Origin of the sequence: Streptomyces sp. NPDC092369, assembly GCF_044755245.1 — a bacterium.
GTDB lineage: Bacteria > Actinomycetota > Actinomycetes > Streptomycetales > Streptomycetaceae > Streptomyces.
This window is the reverse complement of the sequence record NZ_JBIVQP010000002.1, coordinates 1,224,894-1,246,341: the sequence shown is the minus strand read 5'-3', so window position 1 is coordinate 1,246,341 and position 21,448 is coordinate 1,224,894. Positions and strand designations below refer to the sequence as shown.

Below are 21,448 nucleotides of genomic sequence, written 5' to 3'. Positions count from 1 at the left end.
GGATGCCGGTGATATCTCTCGGGGCTTCTGATTCTGCTGGTGGGACCACACCCCCACGTCAACGGGTCCTGCTCGAAGGGGAATTTGGTGCTTTCTTCGTTCTCTGTGCTGTCCGCGTGCAGGCGAGGCGCGGCCCGGCTGGCCGCCGCCACTCTGGTGTCCGGACTCGTCGCCGCCGGTGTGCTGGCCGGGGCCGGATCGGCGGCCGCCGGGGACACGACGCAGAGCCAGGGCGGGGCGACCGCGACGATAGGCGCCCTGAAGACGTACGGCGCGGCCGTGATCCACGACGTCGGCGGGGACCAGGAGGTCTCGGCGGGGCTGTTCGAGATGTCCGTGGACGGCGGCGGCACGCTGCAGACGTACTGCGTCGACATCCACAACCCCACGCAGCGGGACGCGAAGTACCAGGAGACCGGCTGGAGCGGCACCTCGCTGGCCGCCAACAAGGACGCGGGCAAGATCCGTTGGATCCTGCAGAACTCCTACCCGCAGGTCAACGACCTCGCGGCGCTCGCCGCCAGGGCGGGTGTCCAGGGCGGACTGACCGAGCAGGACGCGGCGGCCGGCACCCAGGTGGCCATCTGGCGCTACTCGGACGGGGCCGACGTCGACGCGGTCGACCCGCAGGCCGAGCGGCTCGCGGACTATCTGCACAAGAGCGCGGCCGACCTGGCGGAGCCCAAGGCCTCGCTCACCCTCGACCCGCCCGCCGTCTCCGGCCACCCCGGCGAGCTGCTCGGACCGGTGACCGTGCACACGAACGCGGCCGGCGTGACGCTGACGCCTCCGGCTGACGCCGCCATCAGCGGAGTGCGGATCGTCGGCAAGGACGGCAAGCCGATCACGTCCGCGGTGGACGGCAGCCAGGTCTTCTTCGACGTGCCCGAGGGCACCGTCGCCGGCTCGGCGGAGCTGACCGTGCAGGCCTCGACGACCGTGCCGGTCGGCCGGGCCTTCGCCTCCGAGAGCCGGAGCCAGACGCAGATCCTGGCCGGTTCCAGCGAGTCGACGGTGGCAGCGACGGCGAGTGCGAGCTGGGCGAGCGAGGGAGCCATACCGGCACTGTCCGCGACGAAGAACTGCGCCAAGGGCGGCCTGGACCTCACCGCGGCCAACCAGGGCGACGAGGCGTTCACGTTCGCGCTGCTGGGCGCGGAGTACAGCATCCCGGCGGGGGAGTCGCAGACGGTGACGGTCCCGCTGCAGGAGGACCAGGCGTACGACTTCACGATCACCGGGCCGAGCGGCTTCGAGAAGCGCTTCACCGGGGTCCTCGACTGCAAGACGCAGGGCAGCGCGGGCGGGGACGCGGTCCAGACCCTCAGCGAGCCGAGCCCGGCCACGGTGGGGGGCGTCGCGGATGACACCAACCTCGCCGCGACGGGCAGCTCCAGCACGACCCCGCTGATCGCGGGCGTCGCCATCGGGCTGGTCGTGATCGGCGGGGCGGCGCTGGTGCTGGTCCGTAAGAAGGAGATGTCCGCGGAGAGGTGACGGCGTCCGGTCGGCGCGGGGAGCGGGGCGGTCTGCCCCAGGCGCGCCGGCCGCTGCGCTCAAGGCGAGCGGCTCACAGTCCGGAACCTCCCGTCGCGTCGATCACCCGGCCGGTCACCCAGCGTGCGTCGTCGGAGGCGAGGAAGGCCACGATGTCGGCCACGTCCTCCGGCCGGCCCACTCGGCCCAGCGCGGCCAGGGACGCCGCGTGGGTTTCGGCCTGCGGATTGCCGCGTAGCCAGCTCGCGTTGACGTCGGTGTCGATGATGCCGGGCGCCACCGAGTTCGCGGTGATGCCCCGGGGCCCCAGTTCCTTGGCGAGGTTGAGGGTGAAGGTATCGAGCGCGCCCTTGGTGGCGCCGTAGGCGATGATCTCCGGCATGGCGAGGCGCGCCGCGCCGCTGGAGATGTTGATGATCCGTCCTCCGTCGCGCAGCCGTTCCAGCCCTTGTTGCACGATGAAGAACGGTGCGCGGACGTTCACGGCGAAGACTTCGTCGAAGGCGTCCTCGGTCAGTGCCGCAAGAGCGGAACTGCGGCCGATGCCGGCGTTGTTCACGATGATGTCGACGCCTCCGCCGGGTGCGTGGGCCTCGACCTGGGCGTCGAAGGCGGCCCACAGGGAGGCAGCGTCGCCGTGCCGTCCCAGCTCGGCGTGCAGGGCGAAGGCCCGGCCGCCGTCCTTGCGGATGCGTTCGACGACCTCGTTCGCCGCTGTCTCGTCACGCGCGTAGGCGACGGCGACAGTCGCGCCGTCCCGGCTGAGACGTTGCGCGATGGCCCGGCCGATGCCGCGGCTGCCGCCGGTGACCAGTGCGGTCTTTCCCTCAAGTGCGCGTGTGCTCGCAAGTGTGCGTGTGCCCATGGCTGTTGGCCACTCCCCCATTTGTTGAGTGATTGCTCAAAAAAAGTAGCACGGCTTGTTGAGTGAGCGCTCTAAAATGGAGGAGTGGCTGACAAGGGAGTGACTGACACACGCGCCAAGCGAGGGCGCCCGAGGGCGTTCGACCGTGCCGAGGCACTGACCGCGGCCACGCGTCTGTTCTGGGAACGCGGCTACGAGGCCACGTCCATCGGCGAGCTGACGGAGGCGATGGGCATCAGGCCCGGCAGCCTGTACGCGGCCTTCGGGGACAAGAAGTCCCTGTTCAAGGAGGTGGTGCACTGCTACGGGCGCTCGCCCGTGGGCGCCTTCATGGGCGTCGCCCTCGAAGAGGAGCCCACCGCCCGCGCCGCGTTCACCCGCATCCTGCGTGAGGCAGCGGTCATCTACCCCGACCCGACCCACCCCGCCGGCTGCCTGACGATCAGCGCGGCCACGAACGTCACCCCGCAGGACGCCGAGGTGGAGGCCTTCCTGCGAGACCTGCGCAACGCGAACCTGGGCGTCTTCGAAGCGCGACTGCGAAAGGCGCAACAGGTCGGCGAACTGTCCGAGGCGGCCAGCCCGCGCGCCCTGTCCGCTTACTTCGCCGCCGTGATCCAGGGCATGTCACAACGCGCTCGCGACGGGGCCACGGCGGCCGAACTGACTGAAACCGCGGAACTTGCCCTGGCCGCCTGGCCCGCGCGCCCGCCCTGCCCATCCTCTGGTCAGCGAAACCCCAGGTCACAGCCCCCCGGTCAAACGGGTTAACACCCAAGTGTGGACGTCAGGCAAGATGGGGTGTTACTTGCCGCGAGAGGGCACGAAAAGGCCCCTCACCAGCAGGTTTCCCGCCGATGAGGGGCCGTGTCAGGCAGCTTGGGCCGTCCCTGGGCCGTCGTGGGCGTGACCGGCGGCCCGGTACATCGCGGAGATGGCTTTTCGGGTCCGGGTCTCGCTGGACGGCATGAGGTGCGTGTAGACGCGGAGCGTGAATCCCGGGTCGCTGTGGCCGAGGTAGAGGCTCAGGGCCTTGATGTTCTCTCCGGCGTCCAGGAGGACCGAGGCGTAGAAGTGCCGCAGGGCGTGCATGCCGTGTTCACGGGCTGCGGCGTAGCGCTGACCCCTCTCGGGGGTCGGGATGATCCCGGCGGAGGCCAACGCGGGCTTCCAAGCCTGGTCGTTGAACCCCTGACTCCAGATGGCGGCGCCGATGCCACTCGTGAAGACGATGCGGTGTGTCACGTTCGGACCGTCCGGCCGGAGCCACGGCAAGGTGACCTCGACGGGCGGGAACCGCTTCATGTGCTCGTGCAGCGCGGCCGACACCTCGGGGTCGAGGGGCACGTCACGGAGCTTGCCCCGCTTGGGAGGCGCGAAGACGAGCACCCCGCGAACCTTCTTGACCTGTTGGCGGACGTACAGCCAGCCGAGGTCTCCGATGTTGTCGACGGCGAGCCCGAGGATCTCGCCCTGTCGGAGGCCGCACCCGGCGCCGACATCCACCATGGCCTGGTAGCGGTCAGGCAGCCCGGCCCGCACACCGAACACGCGCTCAGCGGACCACGGATGGACGCGTGTCGGCGCGGGACGAGGCGCCTTGACCGATCGGGCCCGGCAGGGGTTCGAGGCCAGCAGGCGGTCATCTACGGCCGCGTTGAGCACCGAGGAGACGGCGTCGAAGATCAGGCGCCGGTACTGCGCCGACGCTACGGCGTCTTCGAGCTGGCGGTTCCAGTCGCGTATGTGCTCCGGCTGGAACGACCCGATGGGGCGGGAGCCGAGGTACGGCAACGCGTGGAGGCGCAACCGACCCTCCACGGCGGCACGGCTGGTGAGGTCGATGGTGAGGGCGGCGAGCCAGCGTTCGGCGTACTCGCGGAAGGTGACGCGGGCCGCCTTCGGGTCGATGTACTGCCCGCGCGCCATGTCGGCCTCGATGTTGGTCAACCAGATGTCGGCCAAGCGCTTCTGTTTGTCCGGGAAGCTCTTGGACTTCTCGGTGCCGTCCGGGCCGATGTAGCGGGCGCGGTAGCGCATACCCATGCCGTGGCGGTCGGTCTTGACCCGGCGGGGCTTGCCGTCCGGGCCAGGCTCAGTCCGGTACCAGCGGTCTTGGACGTGTCCAGCCATCAGGCAGCAGCTCCCTTCAGCTGGGAGTCGACCCAGGCGCGTACGTCCTCCGGGTCGAAGCGGAGGTGCCGGCCGACGCGGAAGCCGCGGGGACCGGTGCGCTTGCGGCGCCACTGGTAGACCGTTTCGACACTGGGCAGCTCGAACATTTCCACCAGGTCGTCAGGCGTCAGGAAGCGGTTCGGGAGCGCGGTCATGTCACCACTCCCTTTCGGGGGCGGCGGTGCGCATCTCTTCGCGGGCGGTCTCGCGGTTGAGCTGGAGGTCGCGGGCGATGGTGGCGGCGAGGGCGGATTCGCCGGGGGAGTGGCCGTGCCCGGCGTACTGCCAGTCAGTGAGGACGAGGACGGTGTTCGGCTCGCGGTCGTCGAAGCCGAGGGACTCGCGTTCCTGGGCGGCGCGGTAGTCGGCGCGGGCCTGGCGAAGGGCGCCGAGGGTCGTCGAGTAGCGGCGGGACTTGGAGCTGAAGTGGCCCCGGAAGCCGAGCATGTGAGCCCAGGCCCAGAGGCGGCGGTCCGGGTAGAGCGGGTCGAGGGTCTTGCACGCTTCGATCAGGCGCCGGGCGTGGTCGGGGACCTGGTGGCGATCGAGTTCGGAGAGTTCGCCGATACGGCGGTCGAGGGTGCCGGTGTTCTCGGCGGCCTTGGTGGCGTACTTGGCGACGTAGGAGGCGACCGCCTGCTCGGTGATGTCGGAGCCGTCGCCGAAGGCCTTGACCGGGCGTACGTCGAGTTGGGTGCCCCAGCGGAAGGTCCGGGCGGGTTGGTCGTCGGCGGCCGGGACCGAGACCGAGGTGTAGGAGTGCGCGGCGGCGGCACGGATCGCGTCGGTGAGGAGATCGGCCGTGGTCCAGGCAGGCGGCGGGGTGTCGGGTCCGTCCGGGCCGTCGAGGCGGATCACGGCGTGGAAGTGCAGGGCGCCGCGCTTCTGGAACTCCGCGACCTTGCCGTACGAGAGGCGTACGTAGTTGGGGAGTTCGCTGCGGGTGAGTCCGGCGCGGGCGGCGATCTCGCGGCGGAGGCGGGTGGTGAACCGCATCCACAGGTCGCCTGCGTGGTTGTTGAAGAGGACGGCGCCCGCGTAGTCGTACGTCGCCGGGTCGAGGGCCGTGCCGAGGGTGGAGTCGTCGGTTGAGTGGCGGGTGCCGCAGCGGCAGGTGCTTCGGTCGGGGCGGTTGTGGACCGGGCCGAAGGACGGGGCGGTGAGAGTCGCGAAGACGCGGGGGTGGTCGCGGACGGTGGCGGGGATGTCGCGGTCGTCGTCTCCGGCCAGGCCCGCACGGATCAGGTGGTACGTGTCGCCCGCGTACGTCCAGGCGCAGGACGGGCAGCGGGAGGCGCGGCGGTTGCCGCAGGCGAGGCGGAGGCGTCCGCCGGGCTCGTTCTCGGTGGAGTAGTGGTGCAGGGTCTCGCCGGTCACCTTGTCCTTGTGGAGGGTCCAACCAGTCAGGTGGATCGGGTCGGCGCAGCCGCCAGTGCGGCGTATCTGATCCTGCCAGCGTTCGTAGTCGGAGGCCGAAGCCACCCTCAGCAGGTCGCCGAGGGTGGTCGGGTCGAACAGCGTGTCAGGCACGGGCGCCCTCCCGCGTGCGGCGGGTGCGGGTGAGGCCGAGGCCGTTGCAGGACGGGCAGTGCGCGGTGATGGTGCGCAGGTGGCCGTGCCGGTCGCGGCCGCCGAGGGTGATGGCGACGGAGGCGAAGCCGTCGCAGTTCGGGCAGACGCGGCGCGGAGGTGTGGTGCGGGCAGTCATGCTGGGGGTTCCTTCCGGTTCCACGGGATCGGACAGGGACGGCTCCCGGGCGGCGGATGCTTGGCGGTGTCAGGCCGCCCGGGGGCCGGTCAGCGTCGGGTGTCGGTGCGGAGGATTGAGCGGACGACGACCGCGCACACGGCGACCGAAGCGCCGGTGATAGCGACCGCGAGCAGCAGTGAGACGAGGACTGCGCCGACTATCAGGACGACGGCGGTGCCGCCGCCGACAAGAGCGATCGCAGTGCCGGGGGTGAGCTGCACCACCGGGCGGGACGGCGCCGGGGCCACCGGGGTGGGCTGCGGACTCTGTGTGGCCGGGACGACGGCAGTCGGCTCGACGACGGCCGGGGGGATGACGCGGCCGGTCGGGGTGGGCATGGTCGGGATCTTCGGGCGGAGCATGGGCAAACTCCCTTCTACGGCGGGCTACTTGACGAGGGCGTTGATGGCGGGTCCGAGGACGCTGTCGGCGAGGAGAAAGCCGCCGAGCAGGAGCACCGCGATGAGCCAGGCGGGCGGGCGAATGAGCTTGACGCCGAGGTAGCCGACGACCAGGAGGGCGAACCAGAGCGGGACTTCCATGGCGGGCTCCTAGCGGACGCGGCAGCGGTGGGTACGGGCGGCGAGCTGAGCAGCCGAGCGGCTGGCGTAGTCGGCGGACCAGCCGCAGCGGTCGGCGGTGCACACGGCGGCGTGGGCGGTCTTGCCGTTGCTGTCGCGGTGAGTGCCGATCTGGACGGGGCCGATCTGCATCAGCGAGTGGAAGTGGTCGCGGGACGGCATGGCAGTGGTGCTCCTTTCTGCTCAGGCGAGTTGGGCGGCGATGGCGTCAGCGAGGTGAGGCGGGACGCCGAGGCGGGTGCGCAGGGTGTCGGTGTCGATCGGGGTTCCGGTGCGGGCGCGGTGGTCGTCGGCGAGCTTTCGGGCGTGGTCGACGAGGACGGGCGGGACCGTCGGAGCCGGGTCGACGGTGGGTAGTGCCGGTGCTTGCTCGGGTGCGTCGATCGGGGCGGCAGGGGGCTCCGGATCGGGGATCGGGACGGGTTCGATTTCGGGTTCGGGGGCCGGAGCTGCGGGTGCCGGCGGAACCGGCACCCGGTCCCCAGCGGAGTGGGCGAGGAGCGTGCCGCCGAGGAAGGCGAGGGCAGGCCACCCGGCGATGCCGAAGCGCAGCCAGGCGGGCGGATGCTGGAGGTCGAGGAATCCGGCGGTGGCGACGTTGGCGCCGAGCGAGGCGAACAGGGCGATCAGGAACCAGCACCAAGCCAGCTGGGACGGGCCGTCGCTTCGGAGGCGTCGCCAGGCGGCGACCAGGAGCAGGTCGACGGAGACCGGGTAGGCCCAGGCCTTCCAGCCGTCTTGTCCGGCAGCGGAGGCCAAGTCGTGCAGGTGGGCGAAGGACAGGGCGCCCGCGATGACGGCCTGGACGAGGACGGCGTCCACGCGGAGAGCGGGGCGAGCCATCAGGACTCCTCGCCGGGGTAGGGCGGGCCGTCGTTGGGGTCGTAGCCGGGCGGGAAGGTGCCGGGCGGCGGCTCCGGAAGCGAGGCGGCCAGAGACGGGCCGATGGCCTCGATGAACTGCTGGTCAGGGTCGACCGTGTTGGCGTACAGGGCGAGTTGACCGAGCATCACGATGGTGCGGGCGAAGTCCTCGCAGTTGGGGCACATGGCGGGTGGACTCCCTTCTTCGGGCATGGCTCGGGTAGGGACTTGGCGCGGTGTGGTCGCGCCGACCTTGAAGCGGGAGAGATCAGGCTGCGGCCGGAGCGGATTCGACAGCCGGTGCCGGGATCGGTGCGGTGGGGCTCATCGCGGGCCGGAAGGGTGCCAGGACGGGCAGGTCCGGGGTGCGGTCGGCGTGCCGGTTGCAGATGTTGACGGCCTGTCGCAGCGTCGTGTGCGGGGCACGGATGCGGTGCCAGCCGCCGGTCGAGTCGCCCGCGATGGCGACGCCAGGGGTATCGGTGGGGATCTGGATGGCGGCGAGGACGGCGTCCGGGGAGATGTCGCCGAAGGCCATGTTGGCGCTGGACTCGTCGTTGACGCGGTGCGCGGTGCGGCCGGTGAGCTGGGCACGGAGCATCGTGATGCCCTTGCCGAGTTCGGAGCCGAAGCGCTGACCGCAGATCTCCAGGTAGATCCCGGCGGCACGGCCGAGCTGGGCCAGCCGGGCGAGCGCGGTGATGATCCGGTCCCGGCGCTTCTCCTCCTCCTTGTTGGCGTAGAGAGCGAGTTCGGCGACCTCGTCGACCAGGACCACGATCGGGATCGGGCGCAGGTCGGCGGGTAGGTCCCAGATGTCGGAGGCGATGTCGGCGTCCGGGACGTCGGCGGTGATGCGCTGTTCGGCGCGGATGAGTTGGTAGACGCCCTCCATGTGCGTGACGAGCGCGTCGAGGAGTTCGGCGGCGGTGTCGGGGCTGTCGGCGAGCGCGGAGAACCGGCGGGCCAGCGGGAAGAGTTCGACGCCCTGCTTGCAGTCGATGCCGACGAGGGCGACGTCCATGGACGCGAGCCCGGCGACCAGGTTGCGTTGGTACACGGACTTGCCGGACTCGGTGGCGCCGAGGGTGAGGGCGTGGGGTATCGCCCGATAGTCGCGGAAGTGGATCGAACCGTCTTCACGCAGGGCGACCGGGACCCGCATCGGTGCGGTGTCGGTCGTGGCAGGCATCTTCACCTGCCTGAGCACGTCGTAGCTGGTCATCCGCAGCTCAACGACACCCGAGCGGATTTCGCGGGCGGTGACGCCGTACATCGAGAAGGAGTGGCGCAGCCGGTCGGAGGCGGCGGCGATGTCGAAGGCATCCTGTCCGGGCCGGAGCTTGAGCCGTAGGACCAGGCCGGTGCGGGTCGGCCGTAGCCGCAGGATGCGAGGCGCCCGGGATTCCGGAGCGGGCCGGTCCGCGATCCGGGCGAGGGCGAGGCGCCAGCGCGAGGGCGGGACGGTCAGCCCGCAGGCGTCCATGACGGACGTGTACCGAACCAGGACGCGGACCGTGGCGAAGGTGACCCCGAAGGTCATCCAGTACCAGGCGGGGCGCCGCCACCGCAGGAGACCCGCAGCGGCGACGACCAGCACCAGCGTGACCGTGAACTCGGTCATTGTCAGGCCGCCTTGGGCTTCGCGGCAGCGGCGGCGAGGGAGGTGACGGCGACCGCGCGGAACGCGATGCCGTGCCGCTTCTGGCCGTTGAACTCGTTCTCCCACGGCCGGGCGATCAGGCCGGTGAGGGCGACCGGGGTGCCCATGGTCAGCTCGCCGGTGATGCCGGGCTCCGGGACGGTGATGGAGAGGATCTCGACCTCGTCGTTGGCCGCGAACATCACGTCGACGGTCATCATCTTCGCGCCGGTCTCGGCATCGGTGGCGATCTCGCCGGTACGGCGGTCCTTGACCTTGGGCTGCGGGTTCTTGGCGACCATCACGGTCGCGGCGGCGGTATCGACGGGAATCTGACGCACAGCAGATCACTCCTCTATAGAGGTTGGACTCCGCCACTCATGTACATGAGTGACATGAAGAAGAGTGCCTGACTCCTGTACATGAGTCAACCCGCCGCGAAGAAGAACTCGCGACGGGCTGCGGGGAGTTGAGCGCGCGTCAGTCGGTGGCGGGGATCCGATACTCGAAAACGAACTGGTCAGCGGCCATGAGCGTGTCGCAGACCTCGACGACGAGACCCTCGGTCGTACGGGCCTCACGGATCAGGTGAACCACCGACGCACCGGGGCTCAGTGCCAGCTCGGACGCCTCCGCCTTGGAGGCCGGGCGGGCTTGGAGTGTCTCGACGAACTCGGCGAACTCGTGTCCGTGGTCCTCGAGTCGGGCGTAGATGCCACCGCCGCCGGGGTTCTCGGCGAACAGCTCCGGGATCTCCTTCACGACGTCCCAGGGGAGGTACGACGTGGCGGTCTCGACGGGTGTGCCGTTGCGGAAGTAGAGGCGCCGTCGGGCCAGGACCTGAGTGCCGGCCGGAACGCCCAGTCGCTGGGCCGCATCCTCCGGAGCCTCCATCGGTCCGATGTAGAGCACGCTCACCTTGGCCGTGGCGCCGGACTGCGCGGACTCGGCGAGGTACGCGGCTTTGCCGCCCTGGCGGAGCGAGCGCCGGAAGCGGTCGGAGGAACGGTGCCGTACCGGCGGCCGGTCCTTCACGATCGAGCCCTTGCCGTGCCGGGTCTCGACGAGGCCGCTTGCGCGCACCTCAACCATGGCCTTGCGGATCGTGCCGCCGGAGACGCCGTAGCGATCGACGAGTTCGGACTCGCTCGGCACCATGTCGCCAGGCTTGATGATGCCCGCCCTGATCTGCTGGACGATCTCGTCCGCGATCTGCACGTACCGAGGTACGGCCTTGTCCCCTCCTACCGCGGTTCCCATAGTCCTTCTCTTCCTCCTATGCTCCTGTACATGAGTCAATCACAGGAGGCAAGGCAAGCACCATCGCTGCACTCGGTATCCGTGGCCGGAGCCGTGGTGCGGGATGACGGGCGTCTCCTGGCGATTCGCCGTGCCGACAACGGCGCTTGGGAGCTCCCCGGCGGCGTACTCGAACTTGAGGAGACCCCCGAGGCGGGTGTCGTCCGCGAGGTTCTGGAGGAGACGGGCATCCACGTCGAGGTGGACGAGCTCACCGGGGTCTACAAGAACACGATCCGGGGGATCGTGGCCCTGGTCTTCCGCTGCAAGCCGTCCGGCGGGGCGGAGCGGACGTCGGAGGAGTCGACGGCGGTCTCGTGGCTCACGCCCGACGAGGTCGCGGAGCGCATGTCCGAGGTCTTCGCGATCAGGCTCTTGGATGCCCTGGATGGCAACGGCCCCCACGTGCGGAGCCACGACGGCAGACAGTTCTTGGATGGGCGCGTCTAGCTCACCATCGGAAGTCTTCACTTCGGTGGTGTCGTCAGGTTTTCTCGCGCAGCAGCGATGAACTCTCTGCGTCGCGCCACAGTGGCGTCGTCGGCATCAGCAAGAGCGGACCAGGCCGGGTCGCCGTCGGGTGGAGGCCCTGACTGAAGAGATCGCAGCGCCTCGCCATGAGCACTCCAGTAGTCCAAGACAGAGGTGAACAATGCTTCCGCTCGCTCGTCAACCTCTTCTGGACCGAGCATAAGCAGACTGTCCCGACTCTTCCCCAAGTCGTCGACCCGCAGCAGGACATCACGAGGGATGTAAAGCCGTGCGAAGTCGTACGTCGCAGCATCCACGTCACCTGACTCCAGCCGATCAGACAGGCTTACGAGGTCGCCGCTATGCGCTTCCAAAGCCTTCAGGCAAAGATCCACCGCTTGAAGGAAGCCAACGTAGCGCTCCTGCCTCTGTTGCCGGAGCCACTGCAGATGCTCGTTGGCACCTTGATCGCGGACCTGTCGACGACCTGCTCGGTACGACAGCACACCGCTCAGCAACACACCAGGAACACCAATCGCCGCTGCCCAGATCGCAGCTTGTCCTTGATCCATGCCTCATCCTCAGCCGTCGGACGACCTATGCCAAGAGACAGCAACGGGATAGAACTTTCCCTACTTCATCAAGGCCCGCGCACGGCGCGGGCGCGCGCCGCCTCGACGGCGCGGCCTGCCTCTGTCTTCGCCCCGGCTGGCCGCGCCACGGCGGCGCGCTACGTGCTTGCGGGCGAGTACGGCAGAAACCCTCTGTGGCTGGGGCGGTCGGCTCCACGGCTTTAGGCAGCCAATTTGGCGCGAGCCTCGAAGATCATGGCCCCAACGTCGTGCTTTAACGGGCAGGTCCACAGACTGCCCGACCCGCGGAAGCTTACGGGGCCATGATCACTCGCGCCAAATCAGCTCCAGCCCAAAGCCGCTCCGCCGACCTTTAATCGAACGCGCGCGCGATTCGATCGTTTTTTGTCGTTGGGGGTGCATACGCATGTGATTGGGAATCATACTGCTGTAGAGCACCTCACCTAAGCCGAGGGGGATACATGGCAGCGCCCAAAACAACGGTCTGGCAACTCGATCCCCACACTAAGGCGAAGCATGACCTGCTGAAGTTTTATTTGGGAGGCTGGTTTCCCGTCCTTTCCTCGTATAACGGACGGATTGTTTTCCTGGATGGTTTCGCGGGGCCGGGGCGCTACGATTCAGGCGAGCCAGGATCCCCGCTGATTGCTCTCGATACACTTTTGACGCACAGTTACTTTAGCAATATGAAGTGCGAATTCCTCTTCTTCTTTTGCGAGGCAAAGAAAGATCGATTCGAGAGTTTGAGTCAGCAGATAGCTGGATATAAAGAGGCGCATCAGCCTTGGCCGGAGAACGTGAAAATTCAGTTGGTTCACTCTGAATTTTCGGAGACTGTGACCAGCCTCGTAGAGCACCTGAGGTCGCAGAAAAGGCGTCTGGCTCCAACTTTTGCTTTTGTTGACCCCTTCGGTTTTTCGGGCTTGCCTATGAGCCTTCTTGCGGACCTACTCTCATTCAACAGTTGTGAGTTGTTCGTTAACTACATGGTTGATCACGTGAATCGGTTTGCGACCGCCGGAAATGTGGATCATCATTTGGAAGCATTGTTTGGAACTGCTGAATATAAGAACGTCGGGCAGGATCCTGCCCGCAGTCGTCAACAATTTCTGCACGATTTGTACGAGCGGCAGCTCACCGACGTCTGTAAATTCACGTACGTGCAATCGTTCGCGATGATTAATAAGACAGGTCACATCGGCTATTACTTGTTTCACGGAACGCGCGACGTGAAGGGCGTCGAGCTGATGAAAAATGCCATGTGGAAGGTTGATCCAGGGGGTGGGTATCAGTTCTCTGACCGGCTGGCGGGTCAAGATGTTCTTTTTACGGACTCTGACGTGAACACGGAACCGCTTCGTCGGGCGATCCTGGAACGGTATAAAGGTAGAAGGATCTCTATTACTGCGCTAGAGCAATTCACGCTGATTCACACGCCGTATAGGAAGACGCACTTGCGGAAGCCTGTTCTCACGCCACTGGAGAAGGAAGGTGTTATCCACGTCGAGCGTCCCGGGAAGTCTGGGTTCCCTGAGGGCACGTGGGTGACTTTTCCCTCCTGACTCTAGACGGCAGTGCGCGGCCTTGGTGTCGGGTACTCATCCCAGGTTCGCGCTTCGAGTACCCGTCCATTGGATTTAGGAGTTAGGCCGCCCCATTGCTTGAAGAAGAACGGCACCTCTGCCTCCACACACTGATCTCGTAGACTCGTCACCCACTGTTCCTGAATCGGTCGGTGCCCTTTGCCGGATTCTCCTCCTGCAATTACCCACCCGATACCGCCCAAGTCGATGGTTCCCAGAGGGCCGATCAAAGGCTCGCAAGAAAGGAAACGTACGTGTGCGGGTGTCCCGCGCAGGTCATCGATGCGCCAATTGAACTCGGAGCTTTCTACTGTCACTCCCATCCAGACATTGCTCGGCCAATCGAACTGATCGGCCAGATTGCGCAATCGACGGGATCGTTTTGTTAGGATTTGATAGGTGTGCTGCGAGGTCTCTCGCATTACATCAAAAACATCTTTAATGTATGACACTGGGACCCTGGCGTGAAATAGATCCGACATCGAGTTAACGAAGACCGTCCTGGGCGCCTTCCATGTGTATGGGAGTCGCAGCGCTTGGGGATGGATCGTGAGACCAAAGCCGGGACCGGACGACAAAGGGTTTCCGTCGTTTTGATATTTTGGAGAACCCATTGCTTTCAATCGCTTAGCCAGAACGAGGGCGTAGCAGTGATCGCATCCATTCGAAATGCGATCACACCCAGTAGTGGGGTTCCAAGTTGCCTCAGTCCACTCGATAGTGCTGCGGTCCGCCATTTGGACTCCACTCCCTAGTTTGCCGTGCTGCTTCCCATTCTCCCGCATGTTCAACGTCTGCGGACCACCTCGGAAACGACCTGTCTGCTGAAAAACGGTTAGTGCTGTGAGCACGGTGCTAGATGTTGCAGGTGTCTGCCTGTGTTTGACAGGTCAGGGCGTTTTGGTCAAGTCCGTCAGCTTGCGTGCCAGGTAGACGACACGGTCCCGCGGCTCGGTCGTGCCAGCGCCGAGGGCATGTGTGAAGGCGCTGTGACTGGTCGGTGAGACTTAGCTTCCGATGCGCCCAGCCTTTGGCCCTGCCCGTAGATGTAGCCAGCCGCTGAGATGTGGATTCAGTGCGTTGGCCGACTCCTCGGCAGGGTCAGACCTGTTTGGCTGGGGGCCCTGGGCCGTCCCTGGGCCGTCCGCCGCCCCCCGACGCCACTCGGCGACGACCGACAGTGACAGTCGAGCTACAGCCGTCAGTGGGGAACGCCCAGGTCACAGGCCGCCAGCCATACGGGTTACCACCCAAGGCTGGACCTCAGGCAAGATGGGGTGTATCTGCCCACTGCCAGATTTCAAGCTGCCGGACGGTTTCTCTTGGCTGAGTTCATTTACACCATGCGCAAGGCGCGCAAGGCGCACGGCGACAAGGTGATTCTCGACGACGTCACCCTGAGCTTCCTCCCTGGGGCGAAGATCGGCGTCGTCGGCCCGAACGGCGCCGGTAAGTCCACCGTCCTCAAGATCATGGCCGGGCTGGAGCAGCCGTCGAACGGTGACGCGTTCCTGTCTCCCGGTTACAGCGTCGGCATCCTGCTGCAGGAGCCCCCGCTGAACGAGGAGAAGAACGTCCTGGAGAACGTCCAGGAGGGCGTCGCCGAGGTCAAGGGCAAGCTCGACCGGTTCAACGAGATCGCCGAGCTGATGGCGACCGACTACTCCGACGCGCTGCTCGACGAGATGGGCAAGCTGCAGGAGGAGCTCGACCACGCCAACGCGTGGGACCTCGACGCTCAGCTGGAGCAGGCCATGGACGCGCTGGGCTGCCCGCCCGGCGACTGGCCCGTGGCCAACCTCTCCGGTGGTGAGAAGCGCCGCGTCGCGCTCTGCAAGCTGCTGCTCGAGGCGCCCGACCTGCTGCTCCTCGACGAGCCCACCAACCACCTCGACGCCGAGTCGGTGAACTGGCTGGAGCAGCACCTCGCCAAGTACGCCGGCACCGTCGTCGCCGTGACCCACGACAGGTACTTCCTGGACAACGTGGCCGGCTGGATCTGCGAGGTCGACCGCGGCCGCCTGCACGGCTACGAGGGCAACTACTCCAAGTACCTGGAGACCAAGGCCACCCGCCTCAAGGTGGAGGGTGCCAAGGACGCCAAGCGGGCGAAGCGTCTGAAGGACGAGCTGGAGTGGGTGCGGTCCAACGCCAAGGGGCGTCAGGCCAAGTCCAAGGCGCGCCTGGCGCGTTACGAGGAGATGGCCGCCGAGGCCGACAAGATGCGGAAGCTGGACTTCGAGGAGATCCAGATCCCGCCGGGCCCGCGCCTGGGAAGTGTCGTCGTCGAGGTCAACAACCTCGGCAAGGCCTTCGGCGACAAGGTCCTCATCGACAACCTCAGCTTCACCCTCCCGCGCAACGGCATCGTCGGGGTCATCGGCCCCAACGGCGCCGGCAAGACCACGCTGTTCAAGATGATCCAGGGCCTGGAGGAGCCGGACTCCGGTTCGATCAAGGTCGGCGAGACCGTCAAGATCAGCTACGTCGACCAGAGCCGCGAGAACATCGACCCCAAGAAGACGCTGTGGGCCGTCGTCTCCGACGAGCTCGACTACATCAACGTCGGCCAGGTGGAGATGCCGAGTCGCGCCTACGTCTCCGCGTTCGGCTTCAAGGGGCCCGACCAGCAGAAGCCCGCCGGCGTCCTCTCCGGCGGTGAGCGCAACCGCCTCAACCTCGCGCTCACCCTCAAGCTCGGCGGCAACCTGCTGCTCCTCGACGAGCCGACCAACGACCTCGACGTCGAGACCCTCGGCTCGCTGGAGAACGCGCTCCTCGAATTCCCCGGCTGCGCCGTGGTCGTCTCCCACGACCGGTGGTTCCTGGACCGAGTGGCCACGCACATCCTCGCCTACGAGGGCGACTCCAAGTGGTTCTGGTTCGAGGGCAACTTCGAGTCGTACGAGAAGAACAAGGTCGAGCGGCTCGGACCGGACGCCGCCCGGCCGCACCGCGCCACCTACAAGAAGCTGACCCGGGGCTGATCGATCTTGCGCCACATCTACCGCTGCCCACTGCGCTGGTCGGACATGGACGCCTACGGCCATGTCAACAACGCGGTCTTCGTCCGCTACCTGGAGGAAGCCCGTATCGACTTCCTCCACCGCCCGGAGAAGGACTTCCAGCAGGGGTCGGTGGTGGCGCGCCACGAGATCGACTACAAGCGGCAGCTCGTCCACCGGCACCACCCGGTGGACATCGAGCTGTGGATCACCGAGATAAGGGCCGCGTCCTTCACCATCACCTACGAGGTGAAGGACGACGACTTGGTCTACGTACGGGCCTCGACAGTGGTCGTGCCGTTCGACTTCGAGGCCCAGCGGCCGCGCCGACTCACCGCCGAGGAGCGGGAGTTCCTGCGCGAGTACACGGATGAGACGGCCGTTGCGGACCCTGAGCAGGGGGCCGTCGCCGCATGACGGTGCTGCACCTCGCCGACGAGGGGGAGGCGGCGGATCTCGCGGCCTTCCTCTCCCGGCTGCTCCATTACGACCGTGGAGCCGCGGTGCGCCTGCAGGCGGCCGGCACGGCGCTCGCCGTCTTCGGGCGACCGCCGTCCTTCGAGGTACTCGCGATCCGCGCGGTACGACTCGCCAAGCCCTACGAGAACGGCCTCGACGTCACGCTGGACGTGACCGTCTCCGCGGGTGAACTCCTGGAGTCCGTCGACGAGTCGGCCGCAACGTCCGGCGTGCCGGCCGCGGTGACCGGGCCTCCGTGGGCCGGGGTCCTTCCGCCGCGCGGCGGTTGGAAGCCGGTGCCAGGGCTGCCCGCGCCGGATGCGCTGCGCGCGCTGGTCGGCGCGGCGGTCGCCGAATTCCGGTCCCGTACGCAGGAGTTGGCACCGGAGCTGCGCACCCGGGCCGAACTCGACCGGATCGGACGGGAGATCTGGTCCCGGACGGTCGGCGACACCCGCCTTCCGGTACGGGTCCTGCACGCGGCCCAGTCCCTCGGCTTCCTGCGCGGAACCTCGGGGGAGTGGCGGCTCTTCTCCTCCGGCGCGTGGCTGCGGCTGCGTACCGCCTACGGGTCGATCGCCGTACGGACGACGGGACTTGGGGCGCTCGGCGTCAGCGTGCGCTGAGCCGTTCCGCGCTGCCCCGACCGTTTCCGGACCCGGTGTCTATCGGTCGCTGTCGTCCGGCCATACGGCGATGTGGTCCGACTCCAGTTCCAAACCGACGCGGTCGCGCATGCCCAGGGCCTCGGTGTACTCGGCGGGGAGCTGGAGGCGCCCTGCGCGGTCGAGCATGGCGTACTCGCGGGCGACCACCGTCTCGTGGCCCGTGGTCTCGTCGACCTCGCTGCGGCGCAGGACCTCCGTGGAGGTGCGGCCGTCGCGGATGGCGACCGTGCGGCGGACCTCGCCGGCGACGGCCTGGTCGTGGGTGACGATCACGATCGTGGTGCCCAGAGCCTCGTTGGCGGTGCGGAAGGCGGCGAAGACCTGTTCCGCTGTGTGCGAGTCGAGTTCGCCGGTGGGTTCGTCGGCGAGCAGGACCGAGGGGCTGTTGGCGAGGGCCGCGCCGATCGCGACGCGCTGCTGCTGGCCGCCGGACATCTGGTGCGGGCGGCGGTCGCGGCACTCGGCGACACCGAGCAACTCCAGCAGTTCCAGGGCGCGTTCGGTGTGGGCGCGGCGGGAGCGACGGCCGTGGGAGCCGGTCAGCTGCATCGGCAGGGCGATGTTCTGGGCCGCGGTGAGATACGGGAGCAGGTTGCGGGAGGTCTGCTGCCACACGAAGCCGATGGTGTCGCGGCGGTAGGCGAGGCGGTCCTTCGCGGTCATGGTGAGCAGATCGTTGCCCGCCACGCGGGCGGCGCCCGCGGTGGGGGTGTCCAGTCCCGCGAGGATGTTCATCAGCGTGGACTTGCCGCTGCCGGAGGCGCCCACCAGGGCCATCAACTCGCCCTCGCGGACCAGGAGATCGAGGCCCTGGAGGGCCTGGACCTCGATGCCGTCCGTGGTGAAGACACGGACGAGCCGGTCGCAGGTGATCAGGGCGTCGTGGCCGTAGGCGGGGCGGTCGCGGTGCGCGGTGGCGCGCTGGGCCAGGTCGGCGAGGGTCGGGTTCGTCGTGGTCATCGGGGGTCTCCTGGGACGGTGCCTCGTCGGTGCCGCAGTTCGTGAGTCGCACGGGTCATCGGCGGTCGCGCGCCCTCGGTTCCGTCAGTCGCACGGACCCTCGGCCGTCCCGCGCCCCCGGTTCCGCCAGTCGCGCAGGTCATCGGCCGTCCCCCACCCTCAGTTCCGCCACCGACCCCCGCCGTCCTGTCCACCACGCCTGCACCCCGGCGACTCCCACCGTCACCGCGATGATCGCCAGCGCCGGGACCGTGAGCGACACCGCGTCCGTGTGCAACTCGGCCGCGCTCACCGGGACTTGGGCGGAGGCAAGGGCGATGGTCGTGAGGTCGATGCCGGGGGAGAGGAGCCGGATCGCCGCCCAGCCCGTGAGCGCGCCGCCCGCCGCCGCCAGGACCGCCTGGGGGAGGGACTCCAGGACCAGCAGGCGGCGGCCCTGTGCCCGGGTCAGGCCCATGGTGCGCAGGCGCGCCAGCAGGGCCCGGCGTTCGGGGGCCGCGCGGACGAGGGAGAGGAGGAGGGCGAGTACGGCGTAGCCGGCGCCGGCGGCGACCGCGGCCGTGTAGACGCGTTCGGCACCGGACTGCAGGGGCGAGTCGACGTACCCCGCCCGTTCCTCGGAGCGCAGGAGGACGCCCGCACCCGCCGTCACTCGGCGCAGGGCGGCTCCGTCGATGTGGTCGCCGGTCAGGAGCAGGACGGTCGGCCGGGCCGCCTCGGCGCTCAGACCGGCCCGGTCCACGACGAGGAAGTCGGCACTCGTGACGGCGGGCGTGCGGTCGCGGACCAGCGTGATGCGGACGGTGACCCTGGTGCCGTCCTCCAGGCGGACGGGGAAGGGGCGGGTGCCGTAGGTGGCGGCGACGGTGGGCGAGGCGACCGCCGGCAGCACGTCCGACTGTGACCCCGTGCCCGTATCGGAGCCCGATCCAGAACCTGCCTCCGACCCCGACCCCGACCCAGAACCAGCCCCCGACCCCGACCCCGATCCAGAACCCGACCCCGACCCTGACCCAGAACCCGCCTCCGCCCCCGCGCCGGCGCCCGCCGGAGTCCTCAACACCCCCGCCCCGAACGCCCCTTGCCCGGTCCTGGACGTCAACTCCGCGTAGCTCCGCGGATCCACGCCCACCACCGGCACGGACTGCCTGTCGTCGTTCGGCTTGGCCTGGTAGTTGATGCTCATGGCCGTCAACTCCCGGACCCCGGGCAGGCCGCGCACGCGATCCGGCAGGGACGACGGCAGCGCGGTGGTCCCCTCGACGCGGGCGTCGGCGCCGACCGTGAGGAGGGCGGCCTGGTCGCGGGCCTCGGCCACGCCCGCGAGGACCGAGCCGCCGAAGGCCGCCGTGGTGAGGGCGGTCAGGAGGGCCAGCAGGGGCAGGACCGCGGAGGCGGAGGTGCGGCCCGCGCGGGCCAGGGACAGATGGCCCACCGCGCCGCGCAGCCGGGCCGCCGGGCGGGCCAGGCCGCGCAGCGGGAGCGGATAGAGGCGGACCAGGACCAGGGCCGCGGCCACGCCGACCAACACCGGTGCGAGGGAGGCGAGTTCGTCGCCGGACGTGCCCCTCCTGCGCAGGGTCTCGACCGCGCCGAGCGTGACGACGAGCAGGGTGAGTTCCGCGACCGTACGGCGCCGGGACGGTCGTACGGATGCCACGTCCTCGCGGGGGCCGTGCATCCGCACCACCCGGTGGACGGCCGCCGCGCGCAGGGGCAGGGCCGTGCAGGCGACGGCGGTGGCGCCGGCCGCGGCGGCGAGCGCGTAGGAGAGCCGGCCGCCGGGGAGGGCGATCAGCGCGACCGTCAGGCCGAGGACGCCGGCGGGCACGGAAACGATGGACGTCTCCGCGAGCAGGCGGCCCGCCACTCCGCGCAGGGACCCGCCGCGGGCGCGCAGCAGGAGCAGTTCGGAGCGGCGGCGGTCGGTGGCGAGGCCGCCCGCCATCAGGAGGACGACCAGGGCGACCGTGCCGGTGCCGACGGCGGCCACGGCGACGAGCGGGCGGATGCCCGAGCGCAGGTCGGCGTAGGAGACGACGACGTTGTCCAGCTCGGTGCTCACGTCGGTGGTCGGGTCGGTGCGGGTGCGCATGTCGCGCAGGGCCGGGCCGCCCTCCAGGGAGGCGATCGCCGACTTCAGGCCGTCGAGCTCGTAGGCGTGCAGATCGCCCGGCGCCGGCGCCAACTGCCAGTAGCGCAACGGGTTTCCGGGCGTGCCCAGCAGCGCGGGGGCGGCCTCGGGGGCGAGCAGCAGGCCGCCGAGCCAGTACCGGTCCCCCTCGGCGCCCGCGCCCGGCAGGAGGATCAGGCTGGGGGTGCGCAGGAGGGGCCGGGTCGCCCAGTAGGCGCCGTTCGGGTCGCGCGGGGTGACGATGCCGGTGACGCGTACGGCGAGCGGGGCGCGTTCCACGCCGGGCACGTGGATCACCGAACCGACCTTGATGTGCATGCGCTCGGCGGTCTCGTCGCTGACGGCGGCCTCCACCTCGGCCGTGGTGGTGGTCACCTGTTCCGAGGCGCGGGGCAGCCGGCCGGTCACCGACCGGACGTGTCCGGCGAGGTCGTGCTGCGCGGTGAGGGTGACCTGCGCGGGTACACCGTTGGGGCGGGGCAGGAAGGCGTCCGGCACCTCCATCGGGGCGCCGGTCCGCACCCCGTACGTGGACTGGCCGGGGTCGGCGGCGAGGGGGCGCGGGACGGTGTCGAGGACCTTCCGGTACTGGGCGCCGAGCCGGTCGGGGCGCAGCGCATCCTCCCGCATGCCCTGCGACATGAGGGGATCGGGCTGGTCCGTGGACACGTCCACGCTGGTGCTGTCGGGGCTCGCCTGCTCGACGGCGTGCCGCAGTCCCGCGTCCTCGTACCGGTCGACCGCCCGGGGGAGGGCCGCGGCGAGGCACGCGGTCAGCGCGACGAGCAGCGCCAGCGCGCAGGCGGCGCCGGGGGCGGTACGCAGCCGGGTACGGACCCAGGGGGCCAGTACCGGCGTACGGACGTCACGGGCCGACAGCCGCCCGCCGATGAACCGGCCCAT

At 68.8% G+C, this 21,448-nt stretch carries 24 protein-coding genes; 7 read left to right on the top strand and 17 right to left on the bottom strand.

Going from position 1 to position 21,448, the window contains the following annotated elements:
* Positions 1-87: 87 nt before the first annotated feature.
* Positions 88-1,497 (top strand): Cys-Gln thioester bond-forming surface protein, encoded by a 1,410-nt coding sequence (locus tag ACIQI8_RS15245; protein WP_402349446.1) that lies wholly within the window; start codon positions 88-90, stop codon positions 1,495-1,497.
* A 73-nt stretch (positions 1,498-1,570) separates the two neighbouring features.
* On the opposite strand, the gene ACIQI8_RS15240 is transcribed toward ACIQI8_RS15245, so the two are convergent.
* On the bottom strand, positions 1,571-2,362 hold the full coding sequence (locus tag ACIQI8_RS15240; RefSeq protein WP_402349443.1) for an SDR family oxidoreductase: 792 nt from the start codon (positions 2,360-2,362) through the stop codon (positions 1,571-1,573).
* A gap of 99 nt (positions 2,363-2,461) precedes the next feature.
* On the opposite strand from ACIQI8_RS15240, the gene ACIQI8_RS15235 reads away from it, so the two are divergent.
* Entirely contained in the window at positions 2,462-3,133 is a 672-nt protein-coding gene (locus ACIQI8_RS15235) for a TetR/AcrR family transcriptional regulator (RefSeq protein ID WP_402349440.1), read from the top strand.
* A gap of 99 nt (positions 3,134-3,232) precedes the next feature.
* Here ACIQI8_RS15235 and ACIQI8_RS15230 read toward each other — a convergent pair whose 3' ends face one another.
* The 12 genes from ACIQI8_RS15230 to ACIQI8_RS15175 all read right to left on the bottom strand — a co-directional run bounded on the left by ACIQI8_RS15230 (position 3,233) and on the right by ACIQI8_RS15175 (position 10,633).
* On the bottom strand, positions 3,233-4,495 hold the full coding sequence (locus ACIQI8_RS15230; protein WP_402349437.1) for a tyrosine-type recombinase/integrase: 1,263 nt from the start codon (positions 4,493-4,495) through the stop codon (positions 3,233-3,235).
* A complete protein-coding gene (locus tag ACIQI8_RS15225; RefSeq protein WP_266892237.1) occupies positions 4,495-4,692 on the bottom strand; it encodes an AlpA family transcriptional regulator in 198 nt (65 codons plus the stop codon). Before ACIQI8_RS15225 ends, ACIQI8_RS15230 begins: the two co-directional genes overlap by 1 nt.
* A gap of 1 nt (position 4,693) precedes the next feature.
* Positions 4,694-6,067 carry a replication initiator protein RepSA gene (repSA, locus tag ACIQI8_RS15220; RefSeq protein WP_402349434.1) on the bottom strand — a complete coding sequence of 458 codons (1,374 nt, stop codon included), beginning with the start codon at positions 6,065-6,067 and terminating at the stop codon, positions 4,694-4,696.
* Positions 6,060-6,245: a hypothetical protein gene (locus ACIQI8_RS15215; protein ID WP_402349431.1), complete on the bottom strand. Its 186-nt coding sequence runs from the start codon at positions 6,243-6,245 to the stop codon at positions 6,060-6,062. The genes repSA and ACIQI8_RS15215 overlap by 8 nt, the downstream gene beginning before the upstream one ends.
* A gap of 89 nt (positions 6,246-6,334) precedes the next feature.
* A complete protein-coding gene (locus tag ACIQI8_RS15210) occupies positions 6,335-6,649 on the bottom strand; it encodes a SpdD-like protein (protein ID WP_402349429.1) in 315 nt (104 codons plus the stop codon).
* Positions 6,650-6,673: 24 nt separating this feature from the next.
* Positions 6,674-6,829 (bottom strand): hypothetical protein, encoded by a 156-nt coding sequence (locus tag ACIQI8_RS15205; RefSeq protein ID WP_266892245.1) that lies wholly within the window; start codon positions 6,827-6,829, stop codon positions 6,674-6,676.
* A 9-nt stretch (positions 6,830-6,838) separates the two neighbouring features.
* Positions 6,839-7,030, bottom strand: coding sequence for a mobile element transfer protein (locus ACIQI8_RS15200; RefSeq protein WP_266892247.1), 192 nt, complete (start codon positions 7,028-7,030; stop codon positions 6,839-6,841).
* A 21-nt stretch (positions 7,031-7,051) separates the two neighbouring features.
* The gene (locus ACIQI8_RS15195) at positions 7,052-7,711 is read right to left on the bottom strand and encodes a DUF2637 domain-containing protein (RefSeq protein WP_402349426.1); all 660 of its coding nucleotides are present in this window, start codon (positions 7,709-7,711) and stop codon (positions 7,052-7,054) included.
* On the bottom strand, positions 7,711-7,917 hold the full coding sequence (locus ACIQI8_RS15190) for a hypothetical protein (protein WP_361478579.1): 207 nt from the start codon (positions 7,915-7,917) through the stop codon (positions 7,711-7,713). Before ACIQI8_RS15190 ends, ACIQI8_RS15195 begins: the two co-directional genes overlap by 1 nt.
* Before the next feature lie 82 nt (positions 7,918-7,999).
* Entirely contained in the window at positions 8,000-9,355 is a 1,356-nt protein-coding gene (locus ACIQI8_RS15185; protein WP_402349423.1) for an FtsK/SpoIIIE domain-containing protein, read from the bottom strand.
* Positions 9,356-9,357: 2 nt separating this feature from the next.
* Positions 9,358-9,714 carry a hypothetical protein gene (locus ACIQI8_RS15180; RefSeq protein WP_402349420.1) on the bottom strand — a complete coding sequence of 119 codons (357 nt, stop codon included), beginning with the start codon at positions 9,712-9,714 and terminating at the stop codon, positions 9,358-9,360.
* A gap of 139 nt (positions 9,715-9,853) precedes the next feature.
* Positions 9,854-10,633: a GntR family transcriptional regulator gene (locus ACIQI8_RS15175; RefSeq protein WP_402349417.1), complete on the bottom strand. Its 780-nt coding sequence runs from the start codon at positions 10,631-10,633 to the stop codon at positions 9,854-9,856.
* Between the two features lie 18 nt (positions 10,634-10,651).
* Here ACIQI8_RS15175 and ACIQI8_RS15170 point away from each other — a divergent pair, with 18 nt between their 5' ends.
* The gene (locus tag ACIQI8_RS15170; protein ID WP_402349415.1) at positions 10,652-11,122 is read left to right on the top strand and encodes an NUDIX hydrolase; all 471 of its coding nucleotides are present in this window, start codon (positions 10,652-10,654) and stop codon (positions 11,120-11,122) included.
* A gap of 17 nt (positions 11,123-11,139) precedes the next feature.
* Here ACIQI8_RS15170 and ACIQI8_RS15165 read toward each other — a convergent pair whose 3' ends face one another.
* Complete coding sequence (locus tag ACIQI8_RS15165; protein WP_402349412.1) at positions 11,140-11,715, bottom strand: hypothetical protein; 576 nt, start codon at positions 11,713-11,715, stop codon at positions 11,140-11,142.
* A 482-nt stretch (positions 11,716-12,197) separates the two neighbouring features.
* On the opposite strand from ACIQI8_RS15165, the gene ACIQI8_RS15160 reads away from it, so the two are divergent.
* Positions 12,198-13,298, top strand: a complete 1,101-nt coding sequence (locus ACIQI8_RS15160; RefSeq protein ID WP_402349409.1) for a three-Cys-motif partner protein TcmP — start codon at positions 12,198-12,200, stop codon at positions 13,296-13,298.
* A 2-nt stretch (positions 13,299-13,300) separates the two neighbouring features.
* On the opposite strand, the gene ACIQI8_RS15155 is transcribed toward ACIQI8_RS15160, so the two are convergent.
* The gene (locus tag ACIQI8_RS15155; protein ID WP_402349406.1) at positions 13,301-14,056 is read right to left on the bottom strand and encodes a DUF5131 family protein; all 756 of its coding nucleotides are present in this window, start codon (positions 14,054-14,056) and stop codon (positions 13,301-13,303) included.
* A 585-nt stretch (positions 14,057-14,641) separates the two neighbouring features.
* Between ACIQI8_RS15155 and ettA the strand changes: the two genes are divergently transcribed.
* Genes ettA through ACIQI8_RS15140 form a run of 3 tightly spaced genes read left to right on the top strand, consistent with a single transcriptional unit; the run spans position 14,642 to position 17,409 of the window.
* Entirely contained in the window at positions 14,642-16,306 is a 1,665-nt protein-coding gene (gene ettA / locus ACIQI8_RS15150; protein WP_124000034.1) for an energy-dependent translational throttle protein EttA, read from the top strand.
* A 6-nt stretch (positions 16,307-16,312) separates the two neighbouring features.
* Positions 16,313-16,741 carry an acyl-CoA thioesterase gene (locus ACIQI8_RS15145; protein WP_402349403.1) on the top strand — a complete coding sequence of 143 codons (429 nt, stop codon included), beginning with the start codon at positions 16,313-16,315 and terminating at the stop codon, positions 16,739-16,741.
* Positions 16,738-17,409, top strand: coding sequence for a hypothetical protein (locus ACIQI8_RS15140; protein ID WP_402349400.1), 672 nt, complete (start codon positions 16,738-16,740; stop codon positions 17,407-17,409). The genes ACIQI8_RS15145 and ACIQI8_RS15140 overlap by 4 nt, the downstream gene beginning before the upstream one ends.
* Before the next feature lie 39 nt (positions 17,410-17,448).
* Here the strand turns inward: ACIQI8_RS15140 and ACIQI8_RS15135 are convergent, their stop codons facing one another.
* Together ACIQI8_RS15135 and ACIQI8_RS15130 are read right to left on the bottom strand one after the other, a co-directional pair.
* Positions 17,449-18,411: an ABC transporter ATP-binding protein gene (locus ACIQI8_RS15135; RefSeq protein WP_402349397.1), complete on the bottom strand. Its 963-nt coding sequence runs from the start codon at positions 18,409-18,411 to the stop codon at positions 17,449-17,451.
* 139 nt (positions 18,412-18,550) lie between these two features.
* On the bottom strand, positions 18,551-21,448 hold the full coding sequence (locus ACIQI8_RS15130) for an FtsX-like permease family protein (RefSeq protein WP_402350474.1): 2,898 nt from the start codon (positions 21,446-21,448) through the stop codon (positions 18,551-18,553).